Source organism: Arcicella lustrica (assembly GCF_034930985.1).
In the GTDB taxonomy this organism is placed as follows: Bacteria; Bacteroidota; Bacteroidia; order Cytophagales; family Spirosomataceae; genus Arcicella; species Arcicella lustrica.
In genome coordinates this window covers 94999-120586 of record NZ_JAYGIM010000011.1, presented here as the reverse complement: position 1 = coordinate 120586, position 25588 = coordinate 94999, and the positions used below count along the sequence as shown (strand labels likewise).

The following is a 25588-nucleotide window of genomic DNA, read 5'->3' as shown; positions in this document are numbered from 1 at the left end:
ACTATAAATTATCAATATCAAAAGGCATTTTGCGTACTCTTATGCCTGTTGCAGAGAAAATAGCATTTGCCAAAGCAGGAGCAACGGGTGGAAGTCCCGGCTCGCCAACGCCTTTGATGTCTTTTCCGCCTTCTGCTAAAATATGTACTTCTATTTGTGGCACTTCACTGATTCTTAATACAGGATTATCGTGAAAATTACTTTGTTCAACTTTCCCATCGGCAAAGGTTATTCCGTTTTTGATGGCTGCGGTAATGCCCATTACAACGGCTCCTTCTACTTGTGCTTTTACAGTATCTGGATTCACAACTGTTCCTAAGTCTATTACAGCGTAAACTTTGTCGATTTTTACAGCATTGTTTGAAAGCTTTGTTACTTCAATTACTTGTCCGCCCAAACCTGCAAAAAACTCCCATTGTGCCACACCACGACCTTTCCCTTTAGGCAAAGGAGTATCCCATTTTGATACTTCTTTGAGTTTATTTAATACTCGTTTGGTGTCAGATTCTTTCGTAAGCATTTCCAAACGAAAATCCATTGGGTCTTTGCCAGCGGCATGAGCCAACTCGTCAATAAAACATTCATGCGAAAAGGCTAAAGTGGAACTCGTTACCGAACGCCACCAAAACATCGGAATATGAATATCCGAATACACAAAAAGGTTTTTCATGTTTGGAATCTCATATTTTTGATGACTGATGCCTTCTGTCATGGTGCCATCCAATTTGGTTTTATCATTGTTAGGGGTCAAAAATGACATGATGGTTGGCGAAATCACTTTATGTTGAAATGCCACCAATTTACCATCTTCCGAAATAGCACCTTTAAAAGCAGAAAACGTTGGCGGACGGAAAGGGCCTATCTGCGTATCGTCTTCTCTTGTCCAAATCATTTTCACAGGCTTTTTGAGTACTTTGGTCAAATTCACCGCCTCAATGATAAAATCAATGGCTAATCTGCGTCCAAAACCACCGCCACTAAAACCTGTATGCAAAGTAACGGCTTCTTCTTTTAAGCCAAAACGAGTTGGTAAATCACGCATTACATCGGATGGAACTTGCGTTGAAGTCCAGATTTCCAGCGTATTATCTTCTTTCCAATGAGCAGTACAGTTCATGGCTTCCATTGGCGAATGCGAAACAAATGGAGTTTCGTAAAAAGCTTCAATCTTTTTGGCTGATTCTCCAAAGCTTTTATCAAAATCACCAATATTAGCATCAATTACACCTTCGTTCTTGGCTAATTCATGCAAAGATTTTGTGTATTCTTGTGAGTTGAAGGTTTCTTTCCCTTGATAATCCCAGTTTACTTTTAAGGCTTTTCGTCCTTTGAGTGCCGCCCAATAGTTTTTGGCAATTACCGCTACACCTGTTGCTTTATAAACACCAAATACTCTTTCTACTTCCAACACTTGCTCAACTCCTGCTACTTTTATGGTAGCCGTTTTGTCAAAATCTTTCAATTTTGCTCCAAAAACAGAACAATGTTCTACCGAGGCATAAACCATATTGGGGATTTCGGCATCAATTCCAAAAACGGCTTTACCAGAAACTTTTAAGGGGACATCTTGGCGTTTAATTGATTTTCCTAAGATGTTGAAATCCTTGGCATCTTTCAAAGTAGGATTTTTCGGTACTTCTAATTTTGAAGCTGTTTCTACCAATTCGCCATAGCTTAAACTTTTTCCTGATGGCTTATGAAAAACTTTACCTTGTTTGGCGTAACATTCTGATACGGGAACATTCCATTGCTGACTGGCAGCCGAAATGAGCATTTCACGTGCAGAAGCACCTGCTTTACGCATATCGAAATAGCTTGAGCGTACCGAAAAACTACCGCCTGCAAACTGGGCATCACCAAATTTCTTTTCTCCACCCGTCTGCTTTACTGTATATTGTTCAGGCGAAAGTTCTAATTCTTCGGCAATCAATGCAGGAATTGATTGAAAAGTCCCTTGTCCAATTTCTGGTTTTGAATTGAAAAGAGTAATCTTTCCAGATTGTTCGATGATGATGTAGGGTGTAAAATTGAATGGAACGTTTGGTAGAGACGTTGCATGCAACGTCTCTACCGCGGCATTTGCATTTGATATTCCTAAAATAAATGCCGCTCCCGATAAACCTGTATATCGTAAAAAATCACGGCGATTGACGTTTTTAGTTGACATTTTTGTATCGTTTAGCGGGTTGATTTAACGGTTTTATTATTATTTTTTGCTGATTTCAATTCATTCGCTGCTGAATGAATTGCTTTACGAATACGAACATAAGTGCCACATCGACAGATATTTCCTGACATATAATTGTCAATATCATCATCTGTTGGATTTGGATTTGATTTCAAAAGTGCCACTGCAGACATAATTTGTCCTGACTGACAATAACCACATTGCGGTACTTGCTCTTCTATCCAAGCCTTTTGTACTACATGGTCGATATTGTTAGAAATGCCTTCGATAGTAGTGATTTTACTCGTAGCTTTTACAGAAGAAATTGGCGTTTGGCAGGAACGAATCGCTTGTCCATCGAGATGAATGGTACAAGCACCACAAAGCCCCATGCCACAACCAAACTTTGTGCCTTTTAGTCCTACATAATCACGAATAACCCAAAGCATGGGCGTATCTGGCTCTGCTTCAACTTTGATAGTTTTGTTGTTGATGTTTAAAGAGTATGTTTTCATTTGAGTAAATATTATTTTACACTTTTAAGATTTTTATTAAAATTATAACTCAACATGACATTCCACATAAAATCTTTATTATTGGGAATATCCGACTCAAGTGTTTGATTAATAGTAGATTGTACAGTAAGTGGAATATTTTTGTTAGATAAAATTCCTGTGGCAGAGAAATAATCTCCTCTAAAACCATCGGTGCTCAAAAAGTAAACAGATGGCATGAGTTGAAACCTAAAATCTCCACCGAGCTTTATATTTGAAATACTTGTATTTAAAAACAATACTCGTGTAAGTTGTGGTCCATGTTTCTGTAATCCATTACCTTGTAAATATACTGCACTGACATTCCAATTAGGAAAAATTTGATAGCTTGGCGTAATTTCATAAGCTAAAAACCTTAACATTTCTGTGATTTCAATAGCATTTCCATTATCATCAATGCTTCTTCTAATCAATGTAAAGGCTGGATGAGCGCTTATTCGCAAACCAAATTTCTTTTCTTGAATGGCCTGATACCTAAACCAGAAAATCATCCCTCCTTTACTGGCATCTGATACTAAACGAATATCAGGATTAAAACTAAATCTATTTCTTTGCCACGAAAAATTCATAATAGTGGCTGGTCTATGCAAGGAAAAAGTAGGAATGATAGAAAAACCATTGTTCGTAATACCAATTGAACCCGAAAATTTGGTAATAGTACTATCTTGTTGGGCATAACTTGTTTGAATAAACAAAAGTGAAATCAATAAAAAGTTAAATTTTAAGTGATTCATTTTCAATAGTTTAATGGTTAGGATTTTACGCTTCAAAATTATCTCATAAAGACCTTTAAAATTTTATAGATTTTACTGTTTTACTTACCAATTTTACAGATGCCGAAAATAAGCTTATAATTCTTTGATATATTTCGAACAATATTTCAATCTAAAAGCTGTAAGAACCATGATAATATATGATACAATAAAGCAATACAGTCAGATGTTTAATAACCCAACTTTGCATCCGCTCATTAGTTTGGTTGATTTAAAGAAATCTGATATGTTGAAGAGAAGTAAGTTTATGATGGGCATTTACGCCATTATCATCAAAGAAGCTAATTGTGGAGATTTACGCTACGGTAATAATTATTATGATTATGATGAGGGAACGATTGTATTTTTTGCTCCAGGACAAGTAATTACAAACGAACCCGAAGGAGAATTACACCAACCTTATGGTTTAGCTTTGGTTTTCCATCCCGACTTAATTAAAGGAACGAGTTTGGGCAAACAGATTCATGAGTACTCATTTTTTAGTTATCAATCCAACGAAGCATTGCATGTTTCTGAAAAAGAAAGAGAAATTATCAATGTTTGCTTTGACAATATAGAATCTGAAATTAAACAGAATATTGATAAACATAGCAAAAAGCTAATCGTAGCCAATCTTGAGCTATTATTAAAATACTGTTCAAGGTTTTATGACCGCCAGTTTATTACCAGAGAAAGTGCAAATCATGGTATAATCGAACAGTTCGAACAACTGTTGAATGATTATCTTTTTCGTGAAGAGCTTCAAAGCAATGGACTTCCGTCGGTAGCTTACTTTGCAGACCGATTACATCTTTCTCCAAATTACTTTGGCGATTTAATCAAGAAAGAAACAGGCAAAACAGCTTTAGAATTTATACAATTAAAATTTATAGACCTTGCCAAAGAGCGAATCTTAGACACAAGTAAATCATTGAGTGAAATTTCATATCAATTAGGCTTTAAGTATCCACAACATTTTTCACGATTTTTCAAGCAAAAAGTAGGCGTTACACCACATGAGTATCGAATGAATTGAGCTTTTAACCAATTAATTTTATGAACAATAGTGATATTTTTCAAAGAATGAGGGCTGGAGAACCCATCAAAAAAGATGATCCTGAGTACAATACATTTATGGAAGCAGTTGCTCGAACCATCCGTTTGTGTTCAGAAATGAATGCTTCAGCAACAGATGTAAATCAAGTAAGAACAAAATTGAGCGAAATCATTGGTACAAAAATAGACGAATCAACCGCAATTTTTCCTCCATTTTATACCAATTTCGGGAAGTTTATCAGCCTCGGTAAAAACGTTTTTATCAATCATGCTTGCTCGTTTTTAGATTTAGGAGGTATTACGATTGAAGACGACGTAATGATTGGACCAAGAGTAAATCTTACGTCTGAAAATCATCCTTTAGACCCAAACGATAGAAAAACCGTTATTTTACAGCCGATTGTGATTAAACGTAATGTTTGGATAGGCGCTGGAGCAACGATATTGCCCGGAGTAACAATTGGCGAAAACGCAATTGTTGCGGCAGGTGCAGTGGTAAACAAAGATGTGCCAGCTAATACTATAGTCGGTGGTGTTCCCGCAAAGATTTTGAAAGTGTTGTAAATGAATACTTTATCTTTTAATGCAGGAAATTATTATTCAATTTCCTGCATTAAAAGAATTAAAGCTGAGTGCTTTTACTGTACATCAAAAGTATAAACCTTACCTTTTTCAGTGGTAAAATCATACAAGAAAGTCGGAGGAATTGATGCTAATATAATACTTGCTTTAGGTGAAATAATTGGTTTTGCTGTTTCTTCCGTTATGAACAATGGATTACTATTTTCTCCTTTGGCTGTTTGTAAATTTACATTTTTACCTTTGAGAGCAGCTCCGATGCGCAAGCGACAGTTTCCGCCAATAGTAGATTTTATTTGCAAGCTTGTTACTTTTCCATTCGTCCAAGTCATTTTTACAATTTCAAAACCACCACGAGTTTTCAAGCCTGAAATACTTCCTTTTTCTTTCCAAAAGTCAGGCAATGCTGGCAATAAATGAATGGCTCCATCGTGACTTTGTACCAGCATTTCGGCAATGCCAGAAGTACAACCAAAGTTACCATCAATCTGAAATGGAGCGTGAGCATCAAATAAATTTGGATAAGTACCCCCGCCCGCAGCATTGACGCCTAAAGGTGATAATTGATTTTGAATTAATAGATGCGCATGATTCCCGTCTAACATTCTTGCCCACCAGTTTACTTTCCAACCCATACTCCAACCTGTTGATACATCGCCACGTTGAATCAGTGTATTATTAGCGCCCACAAATAATTCAGGAGTACGATAAGGCGAAATTTGATTAGAAGGAAACAAACCATACAAATGTGAAATATGACGGTGTTTGTCGTTCGGACTATCAATATCTTCCATCCATTCTTGTACTTGATTATATTGCCCGATACGCATAGGCGACAATCGTTTACGAATCGTTTTAAGCGTATCTACTAATTGTTGATCTTTTTTCAATAATTCAGCCGCACGAATGGTAACACTGAGCATATCAAAAACAATTTGATTATCCATTGTTACGCCAGCATCAAAAGATGAGCCTTGATGAGCCGCAGGAGCATTTTCTGGTGAAGTTCCCGGATTGATGACCAAGTATTTATTGCGTGGGTCTTCTACCAAATCATCGACAAAAAACAGAGAAGCACCTTTCAAAATAGGATATATTTCAGCTAAATAGGCTTTGTTGCCTGTATAAAGGTAGCGTTCCCATAAATGTTGACATAACCAAGCGCCGCCCATACTCCAAACGCCCCAAAAAATTCGGTCAACTGGACCAGTAATTCTCCAAAGGTCAGTATTATGATGCGCCACCCAGCCTCTTGAACCGTACATGATGCGAGCAGTCTCTTGTCCTGTTTCCGATAATTCTTTCACCATTTTTAACAGAGGCTCGTGCATTTCTGATAAATTGGTTTTTTCGGCAGGCCAATAATTCATCTGAGTATTGATGTTGATGGTGTATTTACTATCCCAAGAAGGAAACATTTTATTGTTCCAAATGCCCTGTAAATTAGCAGGTTGTCCGCCAATTTTAGAGGAAGAAATCAATAAATAACGTCCGTATTGAAAATATAAACTTGCAAAAGTAGGGTCGTTATTCGTTCTAAATTCATCCAAACGTACATCTGTAGGTTTTTGCTCAGCAGCAGGATTTGAGCCTAAATCTAATTTTACACGATTAAAAAACGATTGAAAATTCGCCACGTGTTCGTTCAACAAAGTAGCATAGGGTTTTGGGAGTGCTTTCTGTAAATCGGCTTCCGTTCTAGCGATTTCATTTCCTGATAAATCTTTATAAGAATTAAAATTGGTTGCAATGTTTACATAAATAATTACTTCATTAGCACCTGTAATTTTGGTCAATGTATCGTTTGAAGTAATGCTTCCTCCTTGTTGTTTAAAGGTTGTTAAAGCATTAAATTTCAACTGATTACCCTCTACTCCTTCGTGCCCAGCGGTTGCTCCATGCAAAATCAATTGTTTTCTTGAATTCGTACTAAGTTTTACATTTTTTTGTGGCGTAGTAAAAAAAGCGTCCAGTGAAATACTGTTAGCTTTATTCGCCGTAATACGCACCACTAAAGTATTGGTAGGAGAGGAGACGAAGGAAGTTCGGGTATATTGAACGCCATCAACACTGTAAGTTGTGGTGCTTATGGCACGTTCAATATTTAATTCACGACGATAATTAGTGTAATTTTCGTGATTGGCGAAACGTAAATTCAGACTGCCAACTGGTTGAAAAATCTGTCCGTTCGATTTTTTACTTTGTATCGTTTTTTCAGATAAGATTTCAGCCTCCTTTTGTTTTCCATCAAAAACTAATTTACGAACAGCGGGTAAAGAAGCCAGCGCATCAGGATTATCGTTTCTATTGGGGCTACCCGTCCAGACAGACGTTTCGTTTAATTGTAAAATCTCTTGAGATACATTCCCATAAACCATCGCTCCAATTTTACCGTTGCCAATGGGCAGAGCTCTTTCCCATACATTTCCAGAAGGTTTATCATACCACAAAACCAATGATTTTTGTGCCTGAACAAAATTTGAAATAGCAAAAAGGAGGATGAAAAGTACTTTCTTTTTAAATAGATTGTTTGTCATTTTCTAGTAATATGTTTAGCGTATAATAAAGTTTTTCTAAAAGTGAGGTAAGTAAGTGTGGGATGATTCTCTTTTTAGCAAAGGTAAAATTCATTAAAAATACTGTTATAAGATGGATAATCTTATAACAGTATGAGTATTAAAATAGCAAATTATTAGTAACCAGGATTTTGAGTAAGTTTTGGATTAATATCACGCTCTGCTTGAGGGATTGGTAATAACTCGCTAACTCCTTCTTTATAATTAGTTTTACCAATTGATTTCAGATAAGTAGCGGCGTCACCCCAACGGATTAAATCGAACCAACGTATTCCTTCCATACCTAATTCTACAGTACGTTCTTTTTTAATAGCTGTTCGCATTTCTGTTTGTGTCATGCCTGAACTTAATAGTGCAAGATTGACATCCTTTCTAGCACGAACAGTATTGATGAACGTATATGCCTCTGCGGTTTTTCCTGCTTCATTCAATGCTTCTGAATACATCAATAACAAATCGGCATAACGCATAAGAATATAGTTTTTAGGGTCGTCGGTTTTACCAATGTTTGTTCCTTTACCAACTACATATTTTTTTGAATTATAACCTGTTGACGAAGTAGATGAACTATAAGGTATTCCTTGGAAAACATCTCCATCTCTAAATACTGTATAGCCTAATCTTGGGTCATTTGTTGTAAAAGTATTTACAAAAACTTTTGTAGGACAACTCCATCCATAACCACCATCTAAAGTAAAACCCGAACCTCGTGGAGCATCATAGTTATTAGTAGCATTGCCCAAACCTCCTAAAAATGATGCGTACTGAATTTCAAAAATTGATTCTTTCCCGTTTTCAGTAGCCAGTTCAAAGTTATCGAAATATCTATCGAATAAGCTGTAAACTTTGCTATCTATTACTTCTTTAGCTTTACTTGCTGCTTCGTTCCATTGCTTGCGGTATAAATATACTTTGGCTAAAAAGGCTTTGGCAGCCCCTTGGGTTGCTCTACCAAGGTCTGATGCTGGATAAGTAAGTGGTAGTCCTGCTTCTGCACTATATAAATCTTTGATAATTTGCTGATAAACTTCCTCTTTACTATTTCTAGCTACCAAAAAATCACTTGGATTTGTCTGAGGTTTTGTGATTAAAGGCACATCACCAAATAGAAGTATCAAATAATGATAATAAACCGCCCTTAAAAAAGATGCTTCTGCTAATACTCTTTTTTTAAGATTTACATCCATCTGAATAGCAGGCACTTTTTCTAAAACTAAGTTCGCTCTAAGAATGCCTTGATAGGCAGCATTCCATGTATTTCTAACAGCGCCATTATCAGAAGTAATGTTATTGTTTTCAATTTGTGCCCAATCTGCTGCATCCCCTAATGATGTTGCGTCGCCAGCCAAATAATTTCCATAATAACAAAGTCCAAACTGACCTAGCCCATTGTACATTAATGGCTTGTATGCTGCATTGGTCGCTCTAACAGCATCGTCAGATGTTTTGTAAAAATTCTCTGTAGTTACTGCATTAAGAGGTTGCTTTTCCAGAAATTCCTTATCACAACTGCTTAGTAAAGCAATTACGAAAAATGTATATATTGTTTTTTTCATGGTTCTATACGAATTAAAAGTCTAAATTGATACCAAAAAGGATTGTTCTAGGTTGTGGGTAAGTCATTAAACTGGTAAAGTTATTGTCTCTTCCCGCACCAACTTCTGGGTCAAACCAAGGATATGGCGTAACTGTAAGTAAATTCTGACAGCTAGTATAAACCCTAATTTTATTAACACCCAAAGTGCCTTTTGGCAAAGTATAACCCAACTGAATATTTTTGATACGCATATAACTAGCATTATACACCCAGAAATCAGAGGTTCTACGGTTGTTGCTTGGATCACCCCAAACCAATCTTGGAACATGGTTACTAGTACCTGGACCAGTCCAACGAGTAATATAATCAGCCGTAGTATTATCAAAATTATCCATTAATCTACGTCCGCCTGTGCCGTCAATATAAACCTCTCTTCCTTGTATTCCTTGAATAAAAATACTGAGGTCGAAATTTTTATAATACATATTGGTGGTTAATCCATAGCTCAATCTTGGAATAATATTACCAATATAGTCTCTGTCCAAATCATTGATTACTCCATCATTATTCAAATCTTTCCACTTGATGTCCCCCGGTTTGGCATTAATTTGGGTTGCATGTTTATTGATTTCCTCTTGGTTTTGGAAAACTCCTTCCTGTACATATCCAAATATTGAACTAATAGGATGTCCTTCTGCTGTTTTGAATACACTAGAGAAAATTGGTAAGCCTGCTAAAGAAACTACTTCATTTTTTATTGTTGAGATGTTAGCATTAATATCGTATTTGAAATCGCCTGTTCTTTTTCGATAAGTAAGCCCTAATTCAAAACCTGAATTGCGAACAGAACCCACATTTTGATAAGGTGCACCTGTTACTCCTGTTGTTCCTGGAATAGGTACTTGCACGAGCATATCCGAAGTAAGTTTTGAAAAATAATCAGCCGTAATCGACATTCTATTATTGAAAAGTTCTAAATCTACTCCTATATCACTAATGGTTGTTGTTTCCCACTTAATGTTTGGATTACCCAATGAAGTAGGAGCGACCCCAGGCGCAATACCTTGATTACTACCCAATACATAGTTCTGTGATAAATCTAAACCAGAGGTAAAAGCATATAAACCAATTTCCTGATTACCCAATTGTCCCCAGCTACCTCTGATTTTAAGGTCTGAAATAGCGGTAAGGTCTTTCATGAAATCTTCGGCAGAAACTCTCCAAGCAGCAGCGAATGATGGAAATACTCCATATTTATTATTGGTACCAAAACGGGAAGACCCATCAATACGCACATTAGCTGAAACTAAGTATTTGTCTGAAAAATTATAGTTTACTCTGGCTAAATATGAACGAATTGACCATTCAGAGGCAGTACCTCTGGCTCTGTCGTTCAAAGCTCCTGCATCTAATACTCTGATGTCATTATTCGGAAAGGTTTCACGGTGAGCGGTATAAGTATCATAACGATTGGCTTGTTGGGTAAGACCAACCAATGCGGAAATACTGTGTTTTTGGGCAAAAGTATAGTCATAAGCCAAAGTATTTTCGTTGAGCCAAGTACTGCTGTTCAGATAGGTTCTATCTAATGTACTAATTGTATTGGTTCTTCCACCAAAAGCATAAGTAGGCGTAAAGCTAGTTCTATCTTCAATCAAAATATCAGCCCCTAAAGTCGTTCTGAATTTTAAGAAAGGAAGAATGCTATATTCTGCATACACGTTTCCTAACAAGCGGTACCTGTCAATATCGTTCTGAAAAATATAGGCATTAGGCACTGAAGGCAAGTAACCTAATTGTTCTCCTTGGCGTGTGGCATAGCCATATTCTCCATTCGCAAATTTGTAAGGAATCGTTGGCGAAAAACGAATAGCATTTACAAAAGTCTCATTCCATTGTCCACTTCGTTCTAATCCTTTGGTTAGCGATAAGCTATTTCCAAATTTGAATTTCTTAGTGATTTGGTGGTCGGATGTTACATTTAAAGAAAGTCTATTATATTTAACACCAATACCGATACCTTCTTGTGAGAAATAGCCCATTGAAACCGCATATTGCGATTTTTCAGAACCGCCAGAAATACCAAAATTATAGTTTTGAATAGGAGCTGTTTGAAAAACTTCTGCGATTTTTTCGTTGCCTACACCCAATGTATCTACTCTTCCCCAATAAATTGGTAAACCTGCATTGGTCCTTGCTTCATTTTGTAAAGTGGCAAATTCTGTCGCATTCAGCATTTTAGGTAAACGCCAAGCTTTCTGAATACCATAATAGCTACTAAAAGTAATTTTTGCTTGACCAGCTTTCCCCCTTTTCGTCGTAATCAAAATAACACCATTGGCAGCTCTGGCTCCATAGATTGCCGAAGATGCAGCATCTTTCAATACCGTCATTGATTCTATATCATCTGGATTGATATTACTAATGCCTTGATCAGTAATTACGCCATCAATTACATAAAGAGGATTGCTGTTTCCTGTTGTACCAACTCCTCTGATTCTAACAATGGGTGAATCGCCCGGACGACCAGTATTTTGAGTTACCTGTACTCCTGCACTTCGTCCTTGTAAAGCTTGCCCCACATTAGTATTCACCGTGTTCTCAAAATCTTTTGAAGAGATAGTAGATACTGCACCTGTTAAATCAGATTTCTTCGCTGTACCATAACCAATGACGATGACTTCACTAAGCGATTTTGTATCTTCTAATAATTTTATCGTTAGAAAAGATTGTTTCCCAACTGTCACCTCCTGACTAACATAACCTACTGAAGTAATGACTAAAACCGTATTTTCATCCCCAATATTCAATGAAAAAGTACCATCGTTTTTAGTACTTGTACCAATGTTAGTGCCTTTTACTTGGATATTTACTCCTGGTAGGGCTTCATTATTTATACCTGTTACTTTTCCTGAGATGGGCAGAAATACTATTTCGTTTGTTATGTCGATTAACTTGTTTTCGACTAAATGCTTTTTTTCAATTTTATTCAATAAGATTTGTCTGCCAGATACTTCGTAAGACAACTCTAAAGAAGCACATAGTTTATCTAATACTTCTATCAACTTACTTTTGTCAGTATTGAAATTGACTCTTTGTTGTGGATTAAGTACTCGATTACTATAAATAAATTTTACGTTAGATGACTGCTCAATTGTTTTTAAGGCATCTTTTATTTTTTGATTTGAGAAGTTTACTGTAACAGTTTGATTCAACAAGCTTTGGGCATCGCTAATATGGGCTGAAACCACATTAGTGAACACTAAAACCCATAAAAGTTGTACAAAGGTTAATTTCATAATACTCCATATAAAATGGTGGATTTTGGGATTTTTTTTCATAAATTCGTTTTGTTAAAATGTTCGATTTTGACAATAAAAAATCATTCGTCATTTCTGACGATTGATTAGGAGACGTCGGTAAAGTGGCCGCTTTATCGACGTTTTTAATTAAAAAATGATTTTAAAGTCATGGAGGACTTCATTGTGAGGGAAAGATTGTCTGTTTTTTTTTCATACACTAAAAGGGTTGTTTTATGATATACTGATTATTATTGTTCATTGCATCCTACTCCACTAATTATAATTTTCCCGTTCACGATTTCATAAGTTGCTTCTACTGATTTACTGATAAGTTTTAATTTTTCAGATAATGGTTCGTCTGTCAGAGAGGCTGTTACTAGGCAATTTTTAAAGATGTTTTCATCACATACAATGGTAATATTATAGGCTTCTGAAAGGTCTTTAAATATTTTGAGTACTGATACTTCTTCATACTCAAAGGCTATATTTTGAATAGAAATAGCTTGTTTGTCAATTGCTTTAATGTTTTTCTTTTCAAAAGTGAGCAATTGTCTTTTGATGATAACCTCTTGATTAGGACTCAATACAAATCCTTCTAATTTTTTATGATTAGCCTGCTGTTCCGCTTCAATTCCATCTGATTGATATACAGAAACTTTTCCCGTTTTAACACTTACTTGAATTTGTTTATCGTTTGGATAAGCCTTCACATTAAAACTTGTGCCTAATACTTTCGTAATGATTTCGTGAGCATGCACATAAAAAGGTTTAGAGGGGTCTTTGGCAATTTCAAAAAAAGCTTCGCCCGTTAAATATATTTCACGGGAATCGTCCGAAAAATGATTGGGATAAGATAGCTTACTTCCTTTCTTTAAAAGGACAGAACTACCGTCAGGCAAAACAACCAGCTGTACAGCATTTGATAAATTTCCTACTTCTACAAGATTATATTTGGAAGAAGCTTCACTAACTAAATCTGAATATTCGATAGTTTTTGTATTGACCTTTTTATAAAAATATACTGAAAGAACAATGACTAAACTTGCTGCCAAAACCGTAATCAGCCAAAGGTTTTTAGTATAAAATTTAGCCGGCTTTACTATAATATTAGCTTGATTCGCACTTTCATCAATTGTAGAAAAGATGGATTTTTTTAACGATTCTACCTGACGAGAAGACAATTTTGGTATTTCTAATTGATGGATAGTCAATACGATTTGGCGTGCAGTTTCTACATCCGCTCTTTTGAATGGATAAGTTTCTAGCCAGTTTTGCCAAAATTGCTCGGTAGAAATATCAGTAGAACAGACCCAAGCAATGAAGTAATCATCTTGGGCTAATTGTTCTGGCGTATAATATAAGTAGTCAAACATTGTATTTATTGAATAATAATTTGTCTTTCAATAATACAGAGTTGGGTGCTATATTTTACTACTAAAGAATTTTAGATTTTTTTTAAATTAATTGAAGAAGAGAAAAAAGAGGGTAATGCAATACACTAATTTACTACGAAGTTTGGTCAGTGCATTTTGAAGAGTATTCGCAATGGTTTGTTCTTTTAGATTCAATAACAAGGCAATGTCTTTAATTTTCATGCCAGAAAAGTACTTCAAAGAAATAATTTCTTTTTCTCGTAGCGACAACATATCTAAAGAATCAGCTAATTGTTTATCTTGCTTATGCTGTTCTTCAGTCTGTATCCATAAATCCTCGAAAGAGTCATCGTTATCCTCCAACATTTCCTCGTCAAATATTCCAGTATAGATATTTTCTTTTGTGAGGGTGTTTAAAAGCGTGCGTCTTAAACATTTATACAGATAAAATTTTACCTGAACGTCTTTAGCTAAATTTTCATGATAATGCCAGATTTGAATAAAAACATCTTGAATGGCATCCTGTGTGAGGGCGCTATTATTAGATAAACGATAGCCATAACTATGTAATTCTTGTACGTAGCGGTCAAAAATCAAACCCAAAGCATTGATATTGCCTTCTACGACCGACATCCACAGCCTTTGGTCTTCTTTTTGATTCGATATTTCGTAATAATAACCTTTCATCTTTGATTCATAAAGAGAAGGCTTATTTATAAATACTCAAAAAGTTATTATTTTTATTAAAATAGTTAAATAATAAACTTTCAAGAATCGCATTGTATAGGTTTATTGCAATAAACAAGAGGAATAATTCCATCTGAAAGGCTTAAATTTGTTCATGAATTTGGGAGAAGCTCTACTATAATCTGGGCAATAGGGAAATACTAAAGTATCATTATAACCTAAACCTCTAAAATATGTATCTAAAAAACAATCTGACACAATTCTTAAAAACAGATGAATCCATTCTTGATTTTATTGAAGAATATGCACTTGATGGTTTATGGTTTTGGGATGCCGAAGACAGTAATCGTTCTTGGGTAAATACAAAGTTGAAAAGTGTTTTGGGCTATCAACAAAAAGATAATGATGTTGCTTTAAATCAGCAATTTATACATTTTTTTAAGCAAGATGTTTTCTTAAATACTATTGATTACTCAGTCGAAAAAGGCAGTTATTTTCATCAATTTACTTATTTTCATGAAAATGGAAATAAGCTGGTGATGGATTGCAAAATGCTCAATGTATTTGATGAAAAGAAAAAAATGTTGGGTGTATTAGGAGCAAATACTTTTGCTTGTCAAGTTGATATTGATGCAAATAAAGTAGTTCTTGATTTAGATTTTTTCAATCAGCTCAAAAAGAACGAAGAGATTCTCAAAGAGAGTAGCCAAATGGCAAGAGTTGGTAGTTGGGAAATGAATTTGAATACTGGAGCTTTGTACTGGAGTAAAGTAACCTGCGAAATCCATGAAGTACCCGATAACTTTCAGCCTTGTTTAGCTGATGGAATTAATTTCTATAAAGAAGGCATTAGTAGAGATACCATCACAAAAGCCGTTGAAGATTGTATAGCACTAGAAAAAACCTTTGATGTTGAACTCCAACTCATTACTGCAAAAGGGAATGAAATTTGGGTAAGAGCAATTGGGAAAGCCGATTTTTCAGCATCGAATGATAAAAGGATTTTTGGAGTTTTTCAAGATATTAATCAGATAAAAAAAATAGCTGTTGAACATACTCAAACAACGGAATTATTAGCAAAACTAGCAACTCAAGTACCGGGAACACTCTTTCAGTTTCAGTTACTTGATACTGGAGAATCTTACTTTCCATATACTTCTCGAAATTTCATTAATTCAAATAATTATTATGAAATGACGCCCCAACAGAGGAGCGCCTATTATTTTCAACACATTCATTCAGAAGACTTGCCCATAATAATGCAAAAGGTGCAACAGTCGGCTAAAACATTAACAACGCTAAGTTTTCAATATCGTTATCATGATGAAAATAGAGGTACGCTATGGATTGCTTTAGTTGCTAATCCAGAACGTTTGGTGAATAGCGTTTTATGGCATGGATATTCTATTGAAATTACTGAGAGCAAAAAAGTAGAAAATGAATTAAAAGATACCAAAAGGCTATTACAAGAAAGTAATAAACTTGCTATGATTGGTGCTTGGGAAAGTAACCTTAATACTGGAGAATCAAATTGGTCTGATTTCACTAGAGAAATCTTTGGGATTAATGAGGCTTTCCAGCCTTCTATTGAAACCATCAATACTTTTTTTAAAGAAGGAGAAAGTAGAGATGCCATTTCTAGAGCCTTGAATTCGTGTATTAATGATGGTCAGCCATTCAATCTTGAACTGGAAATGACGAATAATTTTGGAGATGATATTTGGGTAAGAATTATTGGTTATGCAGATTTTTCAGAATCAAATAATAAAAGAATCTTTGGGTCGATTCAAGATATTTCTTACATAAAAGAAATAGAAATAGAGAAAGAAGCATCTAATATTTTACTCAAAAAACTGACGAAACAACTTCCAGGAGTATTGTATCAATTCGAGGTAAATCGTAATGGAGGTTCATCTATCATCTATCACTCAAATGATTTCTTTGAAATAGAAGGTTTCAATAAAATGTCTTCTGCTGAAAAAGCCAATGCTTTTTGGAAAATTATTCATCCAGAAGATTTTCAAGAAATTACAGGGTTAATCATGCAAGCGGTTAAAAGTTTTTCAAAATTTGAACATGAGTATAGAGTCTGTTTACCTGATGGAACGATAAAATGGGTGCATTCGATTGCAAAACCAGAAAGAGTTAAAAATGGAGTACTTTTTCATGGTTATTTATTTGATATTACACAACAAAAAGAAATAGAATTAGCATTTCAAAGAACAAGAAACTTATTAGAAGAATCAAGCCGAGTTGCTAAACTCGGAGGTTGGAGTTTTGATTTAAAAACCAAGGTTATTCATTGGTCAAATCTTATTAAAGAAATTTTAGGTACTCCAGCTGACTTCAATCCATCACTAGAATCTGGAATAGCATTTTATAAAGAAGGGCATTATCGAGATTCGATAAGAGTAGCTCTGAAAAACTGTTTAGAAGAAGGCATACCTTTTGATATAGAATCTAAAATTATTAATACAGCAGGGAAAGAAATTTGGATTAGAGTAGCTGGTAAAGCTGAAAAAACAAAAGGAGAAGTAAATCGTATATATGGTATTTTTCAGGATATTGAACATCTTAAAGTAGCCGAAGCACATAAAGAGAAACTTCAAAAATTAGAATTACTATTGGCGAAGGAAAAAGAGCTTAATGCTATCAAATCAAGGTATCTTACTTTAACTTCACATGAGTTCCGTACACCTTTGGCTGCTATTTTGGGAAGTACAGAATTAATAGAAATGACAAGCGATTTTATAGAAAATAAGTCTGTTTCCGAGAAAATATGTAAACATATTGAAATCATAAAACTGCAAATAGATAGATTATCATTTATGATTAAAGATGTTTTGTCTTTAGAAAATACACGTGCAGATACAACAAGGCTTACTACTCAGTCTTTTTCTATTAAAACATTTGTATCAGATTTACGACAGTCATTACCAAGTAACCAAACGCTTGAATTATTTTTACCTGATGATGATAAAGAGATAATATCTGATAAAACATTGTTGGATGTGATACTCAATAATTTACTTAACAATGCCTTTAAATATTCCCGTTTATCGAATCAAAACCCTGCACTCCAATTAACATATTTAGATAAATCAATTGAGATAGCCATAAAAGATTATGGAATTGGGATTCCAGCCAAGGAACAAGACCAAGTATTTGAAGCATTCTTCAGAGCGAGTAATTCTATCAGAACAGAGGGTACTGGTTTTGGACTGAGTGTTGCCAAAGAATTGACGGAAAGATTAGGAGGAAATATTACTTTTCATAGCGTAGAAGGAGAGGGGAGTACCTTTTTACTGAATATTCCTTATTTTATATAATTTTTTGGTTCGTAATTTTAGTAGTACTTGCCTTAAAACAAAAAAACAATCGGAATATTTTCCGACTGTTTCTGTATTTCACCAATATGAAATTCATTTTGCTCCCGAGTACCACTTTTTCTTGAACCAGAAGGCTACTCTAACCAGTAAAATTAATGCAGGAACTTCTACCAAAGGACCGATTACTCCTGCAAAAGCTTGCCCACTGTTTATTCCGAAAATTCCGATAGCAACTGCGATAGCCAATTCAAAATTATTTCCTGTTGCTGTGAATGAAATGGCAGTATTTTTAGCATAATCAGCACCCATTTTTTTGCCCATAACAAAGCTCACTAAAAACATAATAATAAAATAAAGTACTAAAGGAACTGCAATTGCCAGTACATCAAATGGGATTTGTACAATCAGTTTTCCCTTTAAACTGAACATTAATACAATGGTGAAAAGCAAAGCAACCAAAGTAATAGGAGAAATAAATGGAATATATTTATGATTGAACCACTCAATCCCTTTCCACTTTATCAATACATATCGACTGATAATTCCTGCAAAAAAAGGAATGCCTAAATAAATCAAAACACTTTCTGCAATTTGTTCAATAGTGATATTTACTTCCATACTTTTCACCCCAAAATATGGTGGTAAAACAGTAATAAAAAGATACGCATAGATACTGTAAAATAGAATTTGAAAAACGCTATTTAAAGCTACCAATCCAGCAGCATACTCTCGATTTCCTTCTGCTAATTCATTCCAAACGATGACCATTGCAATACATCTTGCAATACCGATTAAAATTAAACCAACCATGTATTCAGGTTGATTATGAAAGAAAATGATTGCCAATACAAACATCAAGATTGGTCCAATTATCCAATTTAATAAAAGCGAAACACTTAGTATTTTGGTGTTTTTGAACACTTCACCGATATTCTCAAAACGTACTTTTGCCAAAGGCGGATACATCATTAATATTAAACCAATAGCCAAAGGAATATTGGTTGTTCCACTAGAAAATGAATTAATAAATTGGGATGAATCAGGAATAAAATAGCCAATCCCTACGCCCAAAAACATGGCTAGAAAAATCCATAAAGTTAGGTATTGGTCTAAAAAACTTAGCTTTTTCCGTTGTGTTGGATTGCAATTAATAGCACTCATAAACTCTGATTTGTTTATATTATACAGTTGGGCTTAGCGTCAGCCATGTATTATTTTGAGAGTAATGATTTAAATCTCATTGTGAACATTCCCACAAATTCATTTAAAAGCAGATAACTTCAATGTTTTTGAAGTAAATTATTATGTAATATTGCAATATTACGATAAACATCTAAAATAAAAAAGAGAATGGTTACTGTTTTCTTTTTGTGATTTGTTTATTTAACATAACTATAATTATAATTCAAACCATATGCTACTGATTTAACTTGACACTTAAACGTTAAGTTCATGAATATCAATGAGTTGAAAAGGAATAAAAAAAATCGTAACTTGATACTTTATCTCCTAAAAGTAGTCGAAAGTTACCGTGCTGGATTCGTTTGCTAATAGAGATTTTTTCAACTAATTTATTAGCAGTCAATAGTCATTTCGTCTGTAATTGGGTCAAAATTGTAGTTAATCTGAGGAAAGTCGTTTTGTATAGTTCATTGAGAACTCTCAATAATTTTCATCCAAATTCAAGCAATAAAGTACATTGGAAATTTTGTTTCTCCTATTTTAAAAGCCGCTCTAACTGTACCTTAAATAGTTTCCCAATAGGCACTGTGTAGTTATCAAGAAATATCTGATTTCCCTCTATGCGTTTGATGTGCTTCTGTGCTACCATAAACGACCGATGTACCTGAACAAAACTGTCAATAGGCATGAGTTCCATCATAGAAGCTAATTTTCCACGAGTAGTAATGATTTCTTCTTTTAGTACAATTTTAATATAGTTGCCCGATGACTCAATAAACAAAATATCATCTATTACAATTTGAATGTATTTATTATCTGAACGTAGGAAAAGCCTTCCTTGCTTTTCATCGCTCACTGTACTTTGCGTGTTAGATGGTACTTTGGGAGTATCTGTACGTACCTTATTGACCGCTTTCAAAAAACGTTCGAATGAAAAAGGTTTAAGTAAATAATCAACAATGTTTAATTCGTAACCTTCTAAGGCATGTTCTTTATAAGCAGTAGTAACAATTACTTTTGGTGAATGAGACAGTGTTTTTAGAAATTCGAAGCCCTTCAGTTTAGGCATATTCAAGTCCAGAAAAATCAAATCTACCTCGTTATGACTGAGGTATTCAATGGCTTCAATGGCATCGTAGCAGTGCTGCATCAATTGCATATTGGGCAATAGCGAGCAATACTTTTTGATGATGTCGTGTGCCACGGATTCGTCATCCACTATAATATATTTAGTACTCATAAAGTAAGTCTTAATCTAATTGTATAAATATCTGCACGCTTAGAAGTTATTTCTAATTCATGTTTCTTCAAATAAACCAATTCTAGTCGCTTTTTCAAATTATTCAGACCAATGCCTTGAGTCCCAACTTGTTCCTCAATGTCAAAATTGTTTTCAATTTCAAAATCAATATTTTGCGATGTAGCCTTTAAGCGAATGTAAACAAATGCATCTTTTCTTAGTTTTTCTACACCATGCTTGAAAGCATTTTCAACCATAATAATCAAGAGTAATGGCATAATTTTAACACGCCTATCTTCTACATCTACATCAAAGCGAACGGTAATTTCTTTGTGGTATCGCATTTTATGCAAATCCATGTAGTTTTCAAGATAAGTAATTTCATCCGCTAAGGTAACCCAATCATTTTGTCCTTCATAAATACTATACCGCATCATGTCGGATAATTTGAGAATTAACTGCTGTGCTTTAGCGGTGTCTTTTTCTACTAATCCATACAAATTATTCAAGGTATTGAAAAAAAAGTGCGGATTAACCTGACTCTTCAAGTGCATTAACTCAGCTTGTGTTTTATCTTTTTTGAGTCGAAGTATGACTTTAATCTGAATGATTAGCCAGCGTATCATCCAAACCATCATCGAAATGAAAAATAGTAAAATGAAAATGTGATAGTCTTCTTCTTTTCCAAAAAAATCGTTAAAAATCACCAGTAACATGGTGGTCACGATGAAAAAGTAAGGCACTAGCCTTTTAAGAAATTGCTTATCGAATAGTTTTTGCCCTAAAGTCATTCCACAAAACTACACAAAAATTCAAGCCATGTCGATTGGTTGTTACAGATTTATCACTTAGCGTGATGAACGTACTGTTTACTGTTATCAAGTGCTTTTGCCACGCAGCACCAGCAATTCATACCTATCTGAAGTACACCTATCCCAGTTCTTTTTATAGCCATTTCATTCATTTTAATATTGGGTCAAAATTAAATTAATCATGGATAATCTAATAATTACTGACCTTTCTAAAACATACAACAATGGAGTTAAAGCACTCCAAAACGTATCATTACAAATACCCGTGGGGATGTTTGGACTGCTGGGACCAAATGGAGCTGGTAAATCAACCCTCATGCGTACAATAGCGACCTTACAGGAAGCCGATTCTGGAAGTATTCAATTGGGAAATCTCAATATTTTAGAAAACAAGAATGAATTGAAAAAAGTACTGGGTTACCTACCTCAACAATTTGGTGTATATCCAGCACTATCTGCTGAAATGTTATTGAATCATCTAGCGGTGCTAAAAGGGATTATAAACCGAAAAGAGCGTAAAGAAATGATACACGCCCTTCTCTACAAAGTAAACCTGTATGAGGTTCGGAAGCAAAAATTGGGGGAGTTTTCTGGAGGAATGAAGCAACGCTTTGGCATTGCTCAAGCATTGTTGAACAACCCTAAGTTGCTGATAGTTGATGAGCCAACGGCAGGTTTAGACCCTGTGGAACGCAACCGATTCTATAATTTATTAAGTGAAGTGGGTGAGCATACAATCGTAATTCTCTCAACGCATATAGTCGATGATGTGAAAGAATTATGTCCAAGGATGGCCATCATCAACAAAGGGAAGGTGATTATTCAGGGAAATCCCTCCCAAATCATCGAAAGCCTTCAAGGGAGAGTGTATGAAAAGACGATACTCAAAAACGAATTGGAACAATACAAAAAGGAATATCAGGTCATCAGTGAGCGCCTGTATTTAGGAAACCAAATTGTTCATGTAATCAGTGACACACACCCTGGCGCATCATTCAAACTTATTGAAGCCAACCTTGAGAATGTTTATATGTCTCAAATTTTCAACAGCTAATATTAACGCATCATGCTATACGAATTTTTTATATTTGAAATAAAATACCGATTAAAGCGACCTGAAACCTATTTCTTTTTTCTGCTGCTATTTTTATTCTCCGCAGTGGGCGTGGAGTTTGTTTTTCAGGGCATAGATTTAGGATTAGTGAAAAAGAATTCTCCACTGGTGATTGCTAAAACCATGGGAGCGATAACTGGATTGTCGATGATTATTGCGTCCATGATTATGGGCGTTCCTGTACTTCGTGATTTTCAGTACGACGTTACTTCACTTATTTATGTTAATCCTATTTCCAAAAGGAAATACCTCTTGGGCCGTTTTTTAGGCTCTTTGGTGGTGTTACTCTTTATTTTCAGTGCTGTATTTTGGGGAATGATAGTAGGACAATTTTTGCCATGGAATAATCCAAACGATTTTTTGTCTTTTCAATTGATCAATTATCTACAGCCCTTTCTTTGGGTGGTTTTACCTACTTTGTTTTTTGGTGCTGCTGTATTTTTTACCACTGGGGCGCTCAGCAAAAATTTAATAGTCGTATATACTCAAGGGGTAGTCATTTTTGTATTGTTTATGATTACTAAAGGCATTACAAATGAAACGTTTCAAGCCTTATTGGATCCCTTTTCGCTTACCACATTAACAAAGGCTACCAAAGGCTGGACGGTAATGGATAGAAATTCTCTGCTGATTCCTATGTCGGGGATTATGCTATTTAACAAACTTTTCTGGGTAGGCTTGGGTATTATGGCATTAGCGATTGGCTATATCAAGTTTCAATTGATGCTCATCAATGAAAAGACTTTCAATAAAAAGCAAAAACAAAAAGTAAAAACTTTACCAGTTACTTTCATTAAGAGCCTACCCACGGTTACACCTGTCTTTCATATCAAGGCGCAATTCATTCAGCTGTTGCTCAATGCTTGGTTTCATAGTTTGTCTATTCTCAAACTCATTTCCTTTTGGGCGATTATTCTGTGTTGCTTCATTATTATTCTTATCAATTCGGTGAGTTTAGGCACATCGTATGGAGTAGATAGTTATCCAACTACCTATTTCATTATTGAAGAATTGCGAGAAATGTCCATTTACTTTTTCATGATTATTTTAGTCTTTTATGCTGGTGAAATTATGTGGAAGGAAAGGGATGTAAAGCTTAACCTCATTCATGATGCTGCGCCGATTTCAAGTTTTGTCAATATGAGTAGCAGATTTTTAGGATTACTGTTCATTTATGCTATTGTCATGCTTTCGCTCATTGTTGCTGGCATTCTCTTTCAAACATTGAACGGCTACTATCGATACGAGATGGATGTCTATTTCTTTGGTTTTTTTGTAGAACTATTTCCATTTCTGGCTCTTTATACCTTTGCAGCCATGTTTTTTCAGGCACTTACTGGTAACAAGTTTATGGGAATGCTCGCAACCATCGCATTTGCTATTATCAACGTAGCAATTGGCGTATTTGGTTTAGAACATGCCTTACTTAACTTTGGCGGACAGGCACTTGCCGTATACTCGGATATGAATGGTTATGGACACTTTCTGAGTTCATATCTGTGGGTAAAAATCTATTGGGTATTGTTTGGTTTACTACTCTTGATTTTCGCCAGTGTTTTGATGGTAAAGGGAGCCGAAACGGGCTTGAACAAAAGATGGACGAGCGGACTAAAGCAAATAGGAAAACCGTTGAGGATTTTCAGTTTAGTTTGTCTGACGCTCTTCATCAGTATAGGAGCTTATATCTTTTACAATACCAATGTGTTAAATGAATTTTGGACTAAGGGTGAGCAAAATAATTTTAGAGTTGGTTATGAAAAGACGTTGAAACATTTTGAATATATTTCACAGCCCAAAATTACAGATGTTAATCTAAAAGTTGAGCTGTACCCATCACAAAGAGCATATAAAATTGCAGGTTCTTATGTGCTTATCAATACTTCACCATTACCCATTCGGGAAATTCACGTCCAAAAACTAATGGCGTCAAATGTAGCATTAACGGATGTAACCTTTGACCGTCCTGTAACAACAAACAGCAAGTACAAAAAATATCATTATATCATTTACCAATTGAGTCAAGCATTAGCACCAGGTGATACAATGAAAATGAATTTTAAACAGACTTTACAGCCAAAGGGTTTTGAAACTGACAATACTGATATAGATGTAGTGTATAACGGTACTTTTTTTGACAATGCCGTATTACCAAGTTTTGGTTATCAGAAAAAATATGAAATGCAGGATGTGGACAATCGAAAAGATTTTGAGCTGGCTCCAAGACTGCAAAAAGCCAAACGAGATGATGTAAGGGAACTGGTGAATGCACGCAATGGGAGTGATTCGGATGGAATTAACTTAGATATTCTAATCAGTACAGAAGCACCACAAACAGCACTAACTTCTGGCGATTTACTAGCGACCTGGAAAACAGGCGACCGCAATTATTTTCATTACAAAACCAATCAACGGATTATCCATTTTTATCCCATTGTATCAGGACAGTATGAAGTAATGAGAGACACCTGCATTCCGTCAGGTAATATTTCAAAGGAGCGGGTTAATTTAGAGATTTATTACCAAAAAGGACATGAGTACAACCTGAAGCGTATGATGGAATCTATGAAAATGTCCTTGGATTATTACAGTAAACATTTCAGTCCTTATCAATACAAGCAACTCCGTATTGTGGAGTTTCCAAGGTATCGAACATTTGCCCAATCGCTGCCAGGCATTATTCCATTTTCGGAAGCTATCGGCTTTGTGATGAACATTGATGATGAAAAAGATGTTGACATGGCATTTTATATTACTGCCCATGAAGTGGCTCACCAGTGGTGGGGTTTACAACTGGAAGCTGCAAACGTACAGGGACAAAATATGATTTTGGAAACACTGGCGCAGTATTCAGCCATCATGGTGCTTAAAGAAAAATACCCAGATAAAAAAGTTCAGCAATTTTTGAAGTTCCAATTGGATGAATACACAGAAGCTAACTTAAAGTCTAGCAAGAAAGAAAGTCCACTGACGTTGGTTGAAAATGAAGAACACATTTACTACAACAAAGGAGCAATCGCTATGTATGAATTACAGAAAAAAATTGGAGAAAAAAATGTAAACATAGCTTTACAGCATTTTCTGAAGGATTGGCATTCTTTTAATAATCCTAAAAAGCCAAATCGTTATTCGACCACCCTAGATTTGATTCAGTATTTTCGTGAAGTAACTCCAAATGCTAAACAACATATTATAACAGAATTGTTTGAACAGGTGAATAGTATTAAGTAAAGCAATATCGGTCTCCTATTGCCCACATAAAGACAAACAAAGCTACTTCAAAAAAAGTGGCTTTGTTCTTTTATTTAAGTCTCATTTGAATATTTAAATT

General features: G+C 35.1%; 16 protein-coding genes. 5 read left to right on the top strand and 11 right to left on the bottom strand.

Annotated features, from left to right (window positions below; all coding sequences use genetic code 11):
- Position 1: 1 nt before the first annotated feature.
- The 3 genes from VB798_RS15025 to VB798_RS15015 are packed head-to-tail and all read right to left on the bottom strand — an operon-like array spanning position 2 to position 3455.
- The gene (locus VB798_RS15025) at positions 2-2167 is read right to left on the bottom strand and encodes a xanthine dehydrogenase family protein molybdopterin-binding subunit (protein ID WP_323259727.1); all 2166 of its coding nucleotides are present in this window, start codon (positions 2165-2167) and stop codon (positions 2-4) included.
- Positions 2168-2178: 11 nt separating this feature from the next.
- Positions 2179-2682, bottom strand: a complete 504-nt coding sequence (locus VB798_RS15020; RefSeq protein ID WP_323259725.1) for a (2Fe-2S)-binding protein — start codon at positions 2680-2682, stop codon at positions 2179-2181.
- An 11-nt stretch (positions 2683-2693) separates the two neighbouring features.
- Entirely contained in the window at positions 2694-3455 is a 762-nt protein-coding gene (locus tag VB798_RS15015; protein ID WP_323259723.1) for a hypothetical protein, read from the bottom strand.
- A 169-nt stretch (positions 3456-3624) separates the two neighbouring features.
- Between VB798_RS15015 and VB798_RS15010 the strand changes: the two genes are divergently transcribed.
- Both VB798_RS15010 and VB798_RS15005 read left to right on the top strand, forming a co-directional pair.
- A complete protein-coding gene (locus VB798_RS15010) occupies positions 3625-4509 on the top strand; it encodes a helix-turn-helix domain-containing protein (RefSeq protein WP_323259721.1) in 885 nt (294 codons plus the stop codon).
- 20 nt (positions 4510-4529) lie between these two features.
- Positions 4530-5093 (top strand): sugar O-acetyltransferase, encoded by a 564-nt coding sequence (locus VB798_RS15005; protein ID WP_323259719.1) that lies wholly within the window; start codon positions 4530-4532, stop codon positions 5091-5093.
- Positions 5094-5167: 74 nt separating this feature from the next.
- On the opposite strand, the gene VB798_RS15000 is transcribed toward VB798_RS15005, so the two are convergent.
- From VB798_RS15000 to VB798_RS14980, 5 genes are all read right to left on the bottom strand, one after another.
- A complete protein-coding gene (locus VB798_RS15000) occupies positions 5168-7645 on the bottom strand; it encodes a glycoside hydrolase family 95 protein (protein WP_323259717.1) in 2478 nt (825 codons plus the stop codon).
- A gap of 155 nt (positions 7646-7800) precedes the next feature.
- Entirely contained in the window at positions 7801-9240 is a 1440-nt protein-coding gene (locus VB798_RS14995; RefSeq protein WP_323259716.1) for a RagB/SusD family nutrient uptake outer membrane protein, read from the bottom strand.
- A 13-nt stretch (positions 9241-9253) separates the two neighbouring features.
- Positions 9254-12562, bottom strand: coding sequence for a SusC/RagA family TonB-linked outer membrane protein (locus VB798_RS14990; protein ID WP_323259714.1), 3309 nt, complete (start codon positions 12560-12562; stop codon positions 9254-9256).
- A gap of 209 nt (positions 12563-12771) precedes the next feature.
- A complete protein-coding gene (locus VB798_RS14985; protein ID WP_323259712.1) occupies positions 12772-13896 on the bottom strand; it encodes a FecR family protein in 1125 nt (374 codons plus the stop codon).
- A gap of 87 nt (positions 13897-13983) precedes the next feature.
- Positions 13984-14583: an RNA polymerase sigma factor gene (locus VB798_RS14980; RefSeq protein ID WP_323259711.1), complete on the bottom strand. Its 600-nt coding sequence runs from the start codon at positions 14581-14583 to the stop codon at positions 13984-13986.
- A gap of 233 nt (positions 14584-14816) precedes the next feature.
- Between VB798_RS14980 and VB798_RS14975 the strand changes: the two genes are divergently transcribed.
- Positions 14817-17912 carry a PAS domain-containing protein gene (locus tag VB798_RS14975; protein ID WP_323259709.1) on the top strand — a complete coding sequence of 1032 codons (3096 nt, stop codon included), beginning with the start codon at positions 14817-14819 and terminating at the stop codon, positions 17910-17912.
- Between the two features lie 93 nt (positions 17913-18005).
- On the opposite strand, the gene arsB is transcribed toward VB798_RS14975, so the two are convergent.
- From arsB to VB798_RS14960, 3 genes are all read right to left on the bottom strand, one after another.
- On the bottom strand, positions 18006-19073 hold the full coding sequence (arsB, locus tag VB798_RS14970; RefSeq protein WP_323259707.1) for an ACR3 family arsenite efflux transporter: 1068 nt from the start codon (positions 19071-19073) through the stop codon (positions 18006-18008).
- 556 nt (positions 19074-19629) lie between these two features.
- A complete protein-coding gene (locus VB798_RS14965) occupies positions 19630-20334 on the bottom strand; it encodes a LytR/AlgR family response regulator transcription factor (RefSeq protein WP_323259705.1) in 705 nt (234 codons plus the stop codon).
- Positions 20331-21050: a sensor histidine kinase gene (locus VB798_RS14960; protein ID WP_323259703.1), complete on the bottom strand. Its 720-nt coding sequence runs from the start codon at positions 21048-21050 to the stop codon at positions 20331-20333. The genes VB798_RS14965 and VB798_RS14960 overlap by 4 nt, the downstream gene beginning before the upstream one ends.
- 277 nt (positions 21051-21327) lie before the next feature.
- Here VB798_RS14960 and VB798_RS14955 point away from each other — a divergent pair, with 277 nt between their 5' ends.
- Both VB798_RS14955 and VB798_RS14950 read left to right on the top strand, forming a co-directional pair.
- Positions 21328-22200, top strand: a complete 873-nt coding sequence (locus tag VB798_RS14955) for an ABC transporter ATP-binding protein (protein ID WP_323259701.1) — start codon at positions 21328-21330, stop codon at positions 22198-22200.
- Positions 22201-22212: 12 nt separating this feature from the next.
- The gene (locus tag VB798_RS14950; protein WP_323259699.1) at positions 22213-25488 is read left to right on the top strand and encodes an ABC transporter permease/M1 family aminopeptidase; all 3276 of its coding nucleotides are present in this window, start codon (positions 22213-22215) and stop codon (positions 25486-25488) included.
- Positions 25489-25588 lie beyond the last annotated feature (100 nt).

Excerpts from the sequence above, each read along its gene's own strand:
- VB798_RS15025 (WP_323259727.1), bottom strand. The coding sequence starts at position 2,167 with ATGTCAACTAAAAACGTCAATCGCCGTGATTTTTTACGATATACAGGT.
- VB798_RS15020 (WP_323259725.1), bottom strand. The coding sequence starts at position 2,682 with ATGAAAACATACTCTTTAAACATCAACAACAAAACTATCAAAGTTGAA.
- VB798_RS15015 (WP_323259723.1), bottom strand. The coding sequence starts at position 3,455 with ATGAATCACTTAAAATTTAACTTTTTATTGATTTCACTTTTGTTTATT.
- VB798_RS15010 (WP_323259721.1), top strand. The coding sequence starts at position 3,625 with ATGATAATATATGATACAATAAAGCAATACAGTCAGATGTTTAATAAC.
- VB798_RS15005 (WP_323259719.1), top strand. The coding sequence starts at position 4,530 with ATGAACAATAGTGATATTTTTCAAAGAATGAGGGCTGGAGAACCCATC.
- VB798_RS15000 (WP_323259717.1), bottom strand. The coding sequence starts at position 7,645 with ATGACAAACAATCTATTTAAAAAGAAAGTACTTTTCATCCTCCTTTTT.
- VB798_RS14995 (WP_323259716.1), bottom strand. The coding sequence starts at position 9,240 with ATGAAAAAAACAATATATACATTTTTCGTAATTGCTTTACTAAGCAGT.
- VB798_RS14990 (WP_323259714.1), bottom strand. The coding sequence starts at position 12,562 with ATGAAAAAAAATCCCAAAATCCACCATTTTATATGGAGTATTATGAAA.
- VB798_RS14985 (WP_323259712.1), bottom strand. The coding sequence starts at position 13,896 with ATGTTTGACTACTTATATTATACGCCAGAACAATTAGCCCAAGATGAT.
- VB798_RS14980 (WP_323259711.1), bottom strand. The coding sequence starts at position 14,583 with ATGAAAGGTTATTATTACGAAATATCGAATCAAAAAGAAGACCAAAGG.
- VB798_RS14975 (WP_323259709.1), top strand. The coding sequence starts at position 14,817 with ATGTATCTAAAAAACAATCTGACACAATTCTTAAAAACAGATGAATCC.
- arsB (WP_323259707.1), bottom strand. The coding sequence starts at position 19,073 with ATGAGTGCTATTAATTGCAATCCAACACAACGGAAAAAGCTAAGTTTT.
- VB798_RS14965 (WP_323259705.1), bottom strand. The coding sequence starts at position 20,334 with ATGAGTACTAAATATATTATAGTGGATGACGAATCCGTGGCACACGAC.
- VB798_RS14960 (WP_323259703.1), bottom strand. The coding sequence starts at position 21,050 with ATGTTACTGGTGATTTTTAACGATTTTTTTGGAAAAGAAGAAGACTAT.
- VB798_RS14955 (WP_323259701.1), top strand. The coding sequence starts at position 21,328 with ATGGATAATCTAATAATTACTGACCTTTCTAAAACATACAACAATGGA.
- VB798_RS14950 (WP_323259699.1), top strand. The coding sequence starts at position 22,213 with ATGCTATACGAATTTTTTATATTTGAAATAAAATACCGATTAAAGCGA.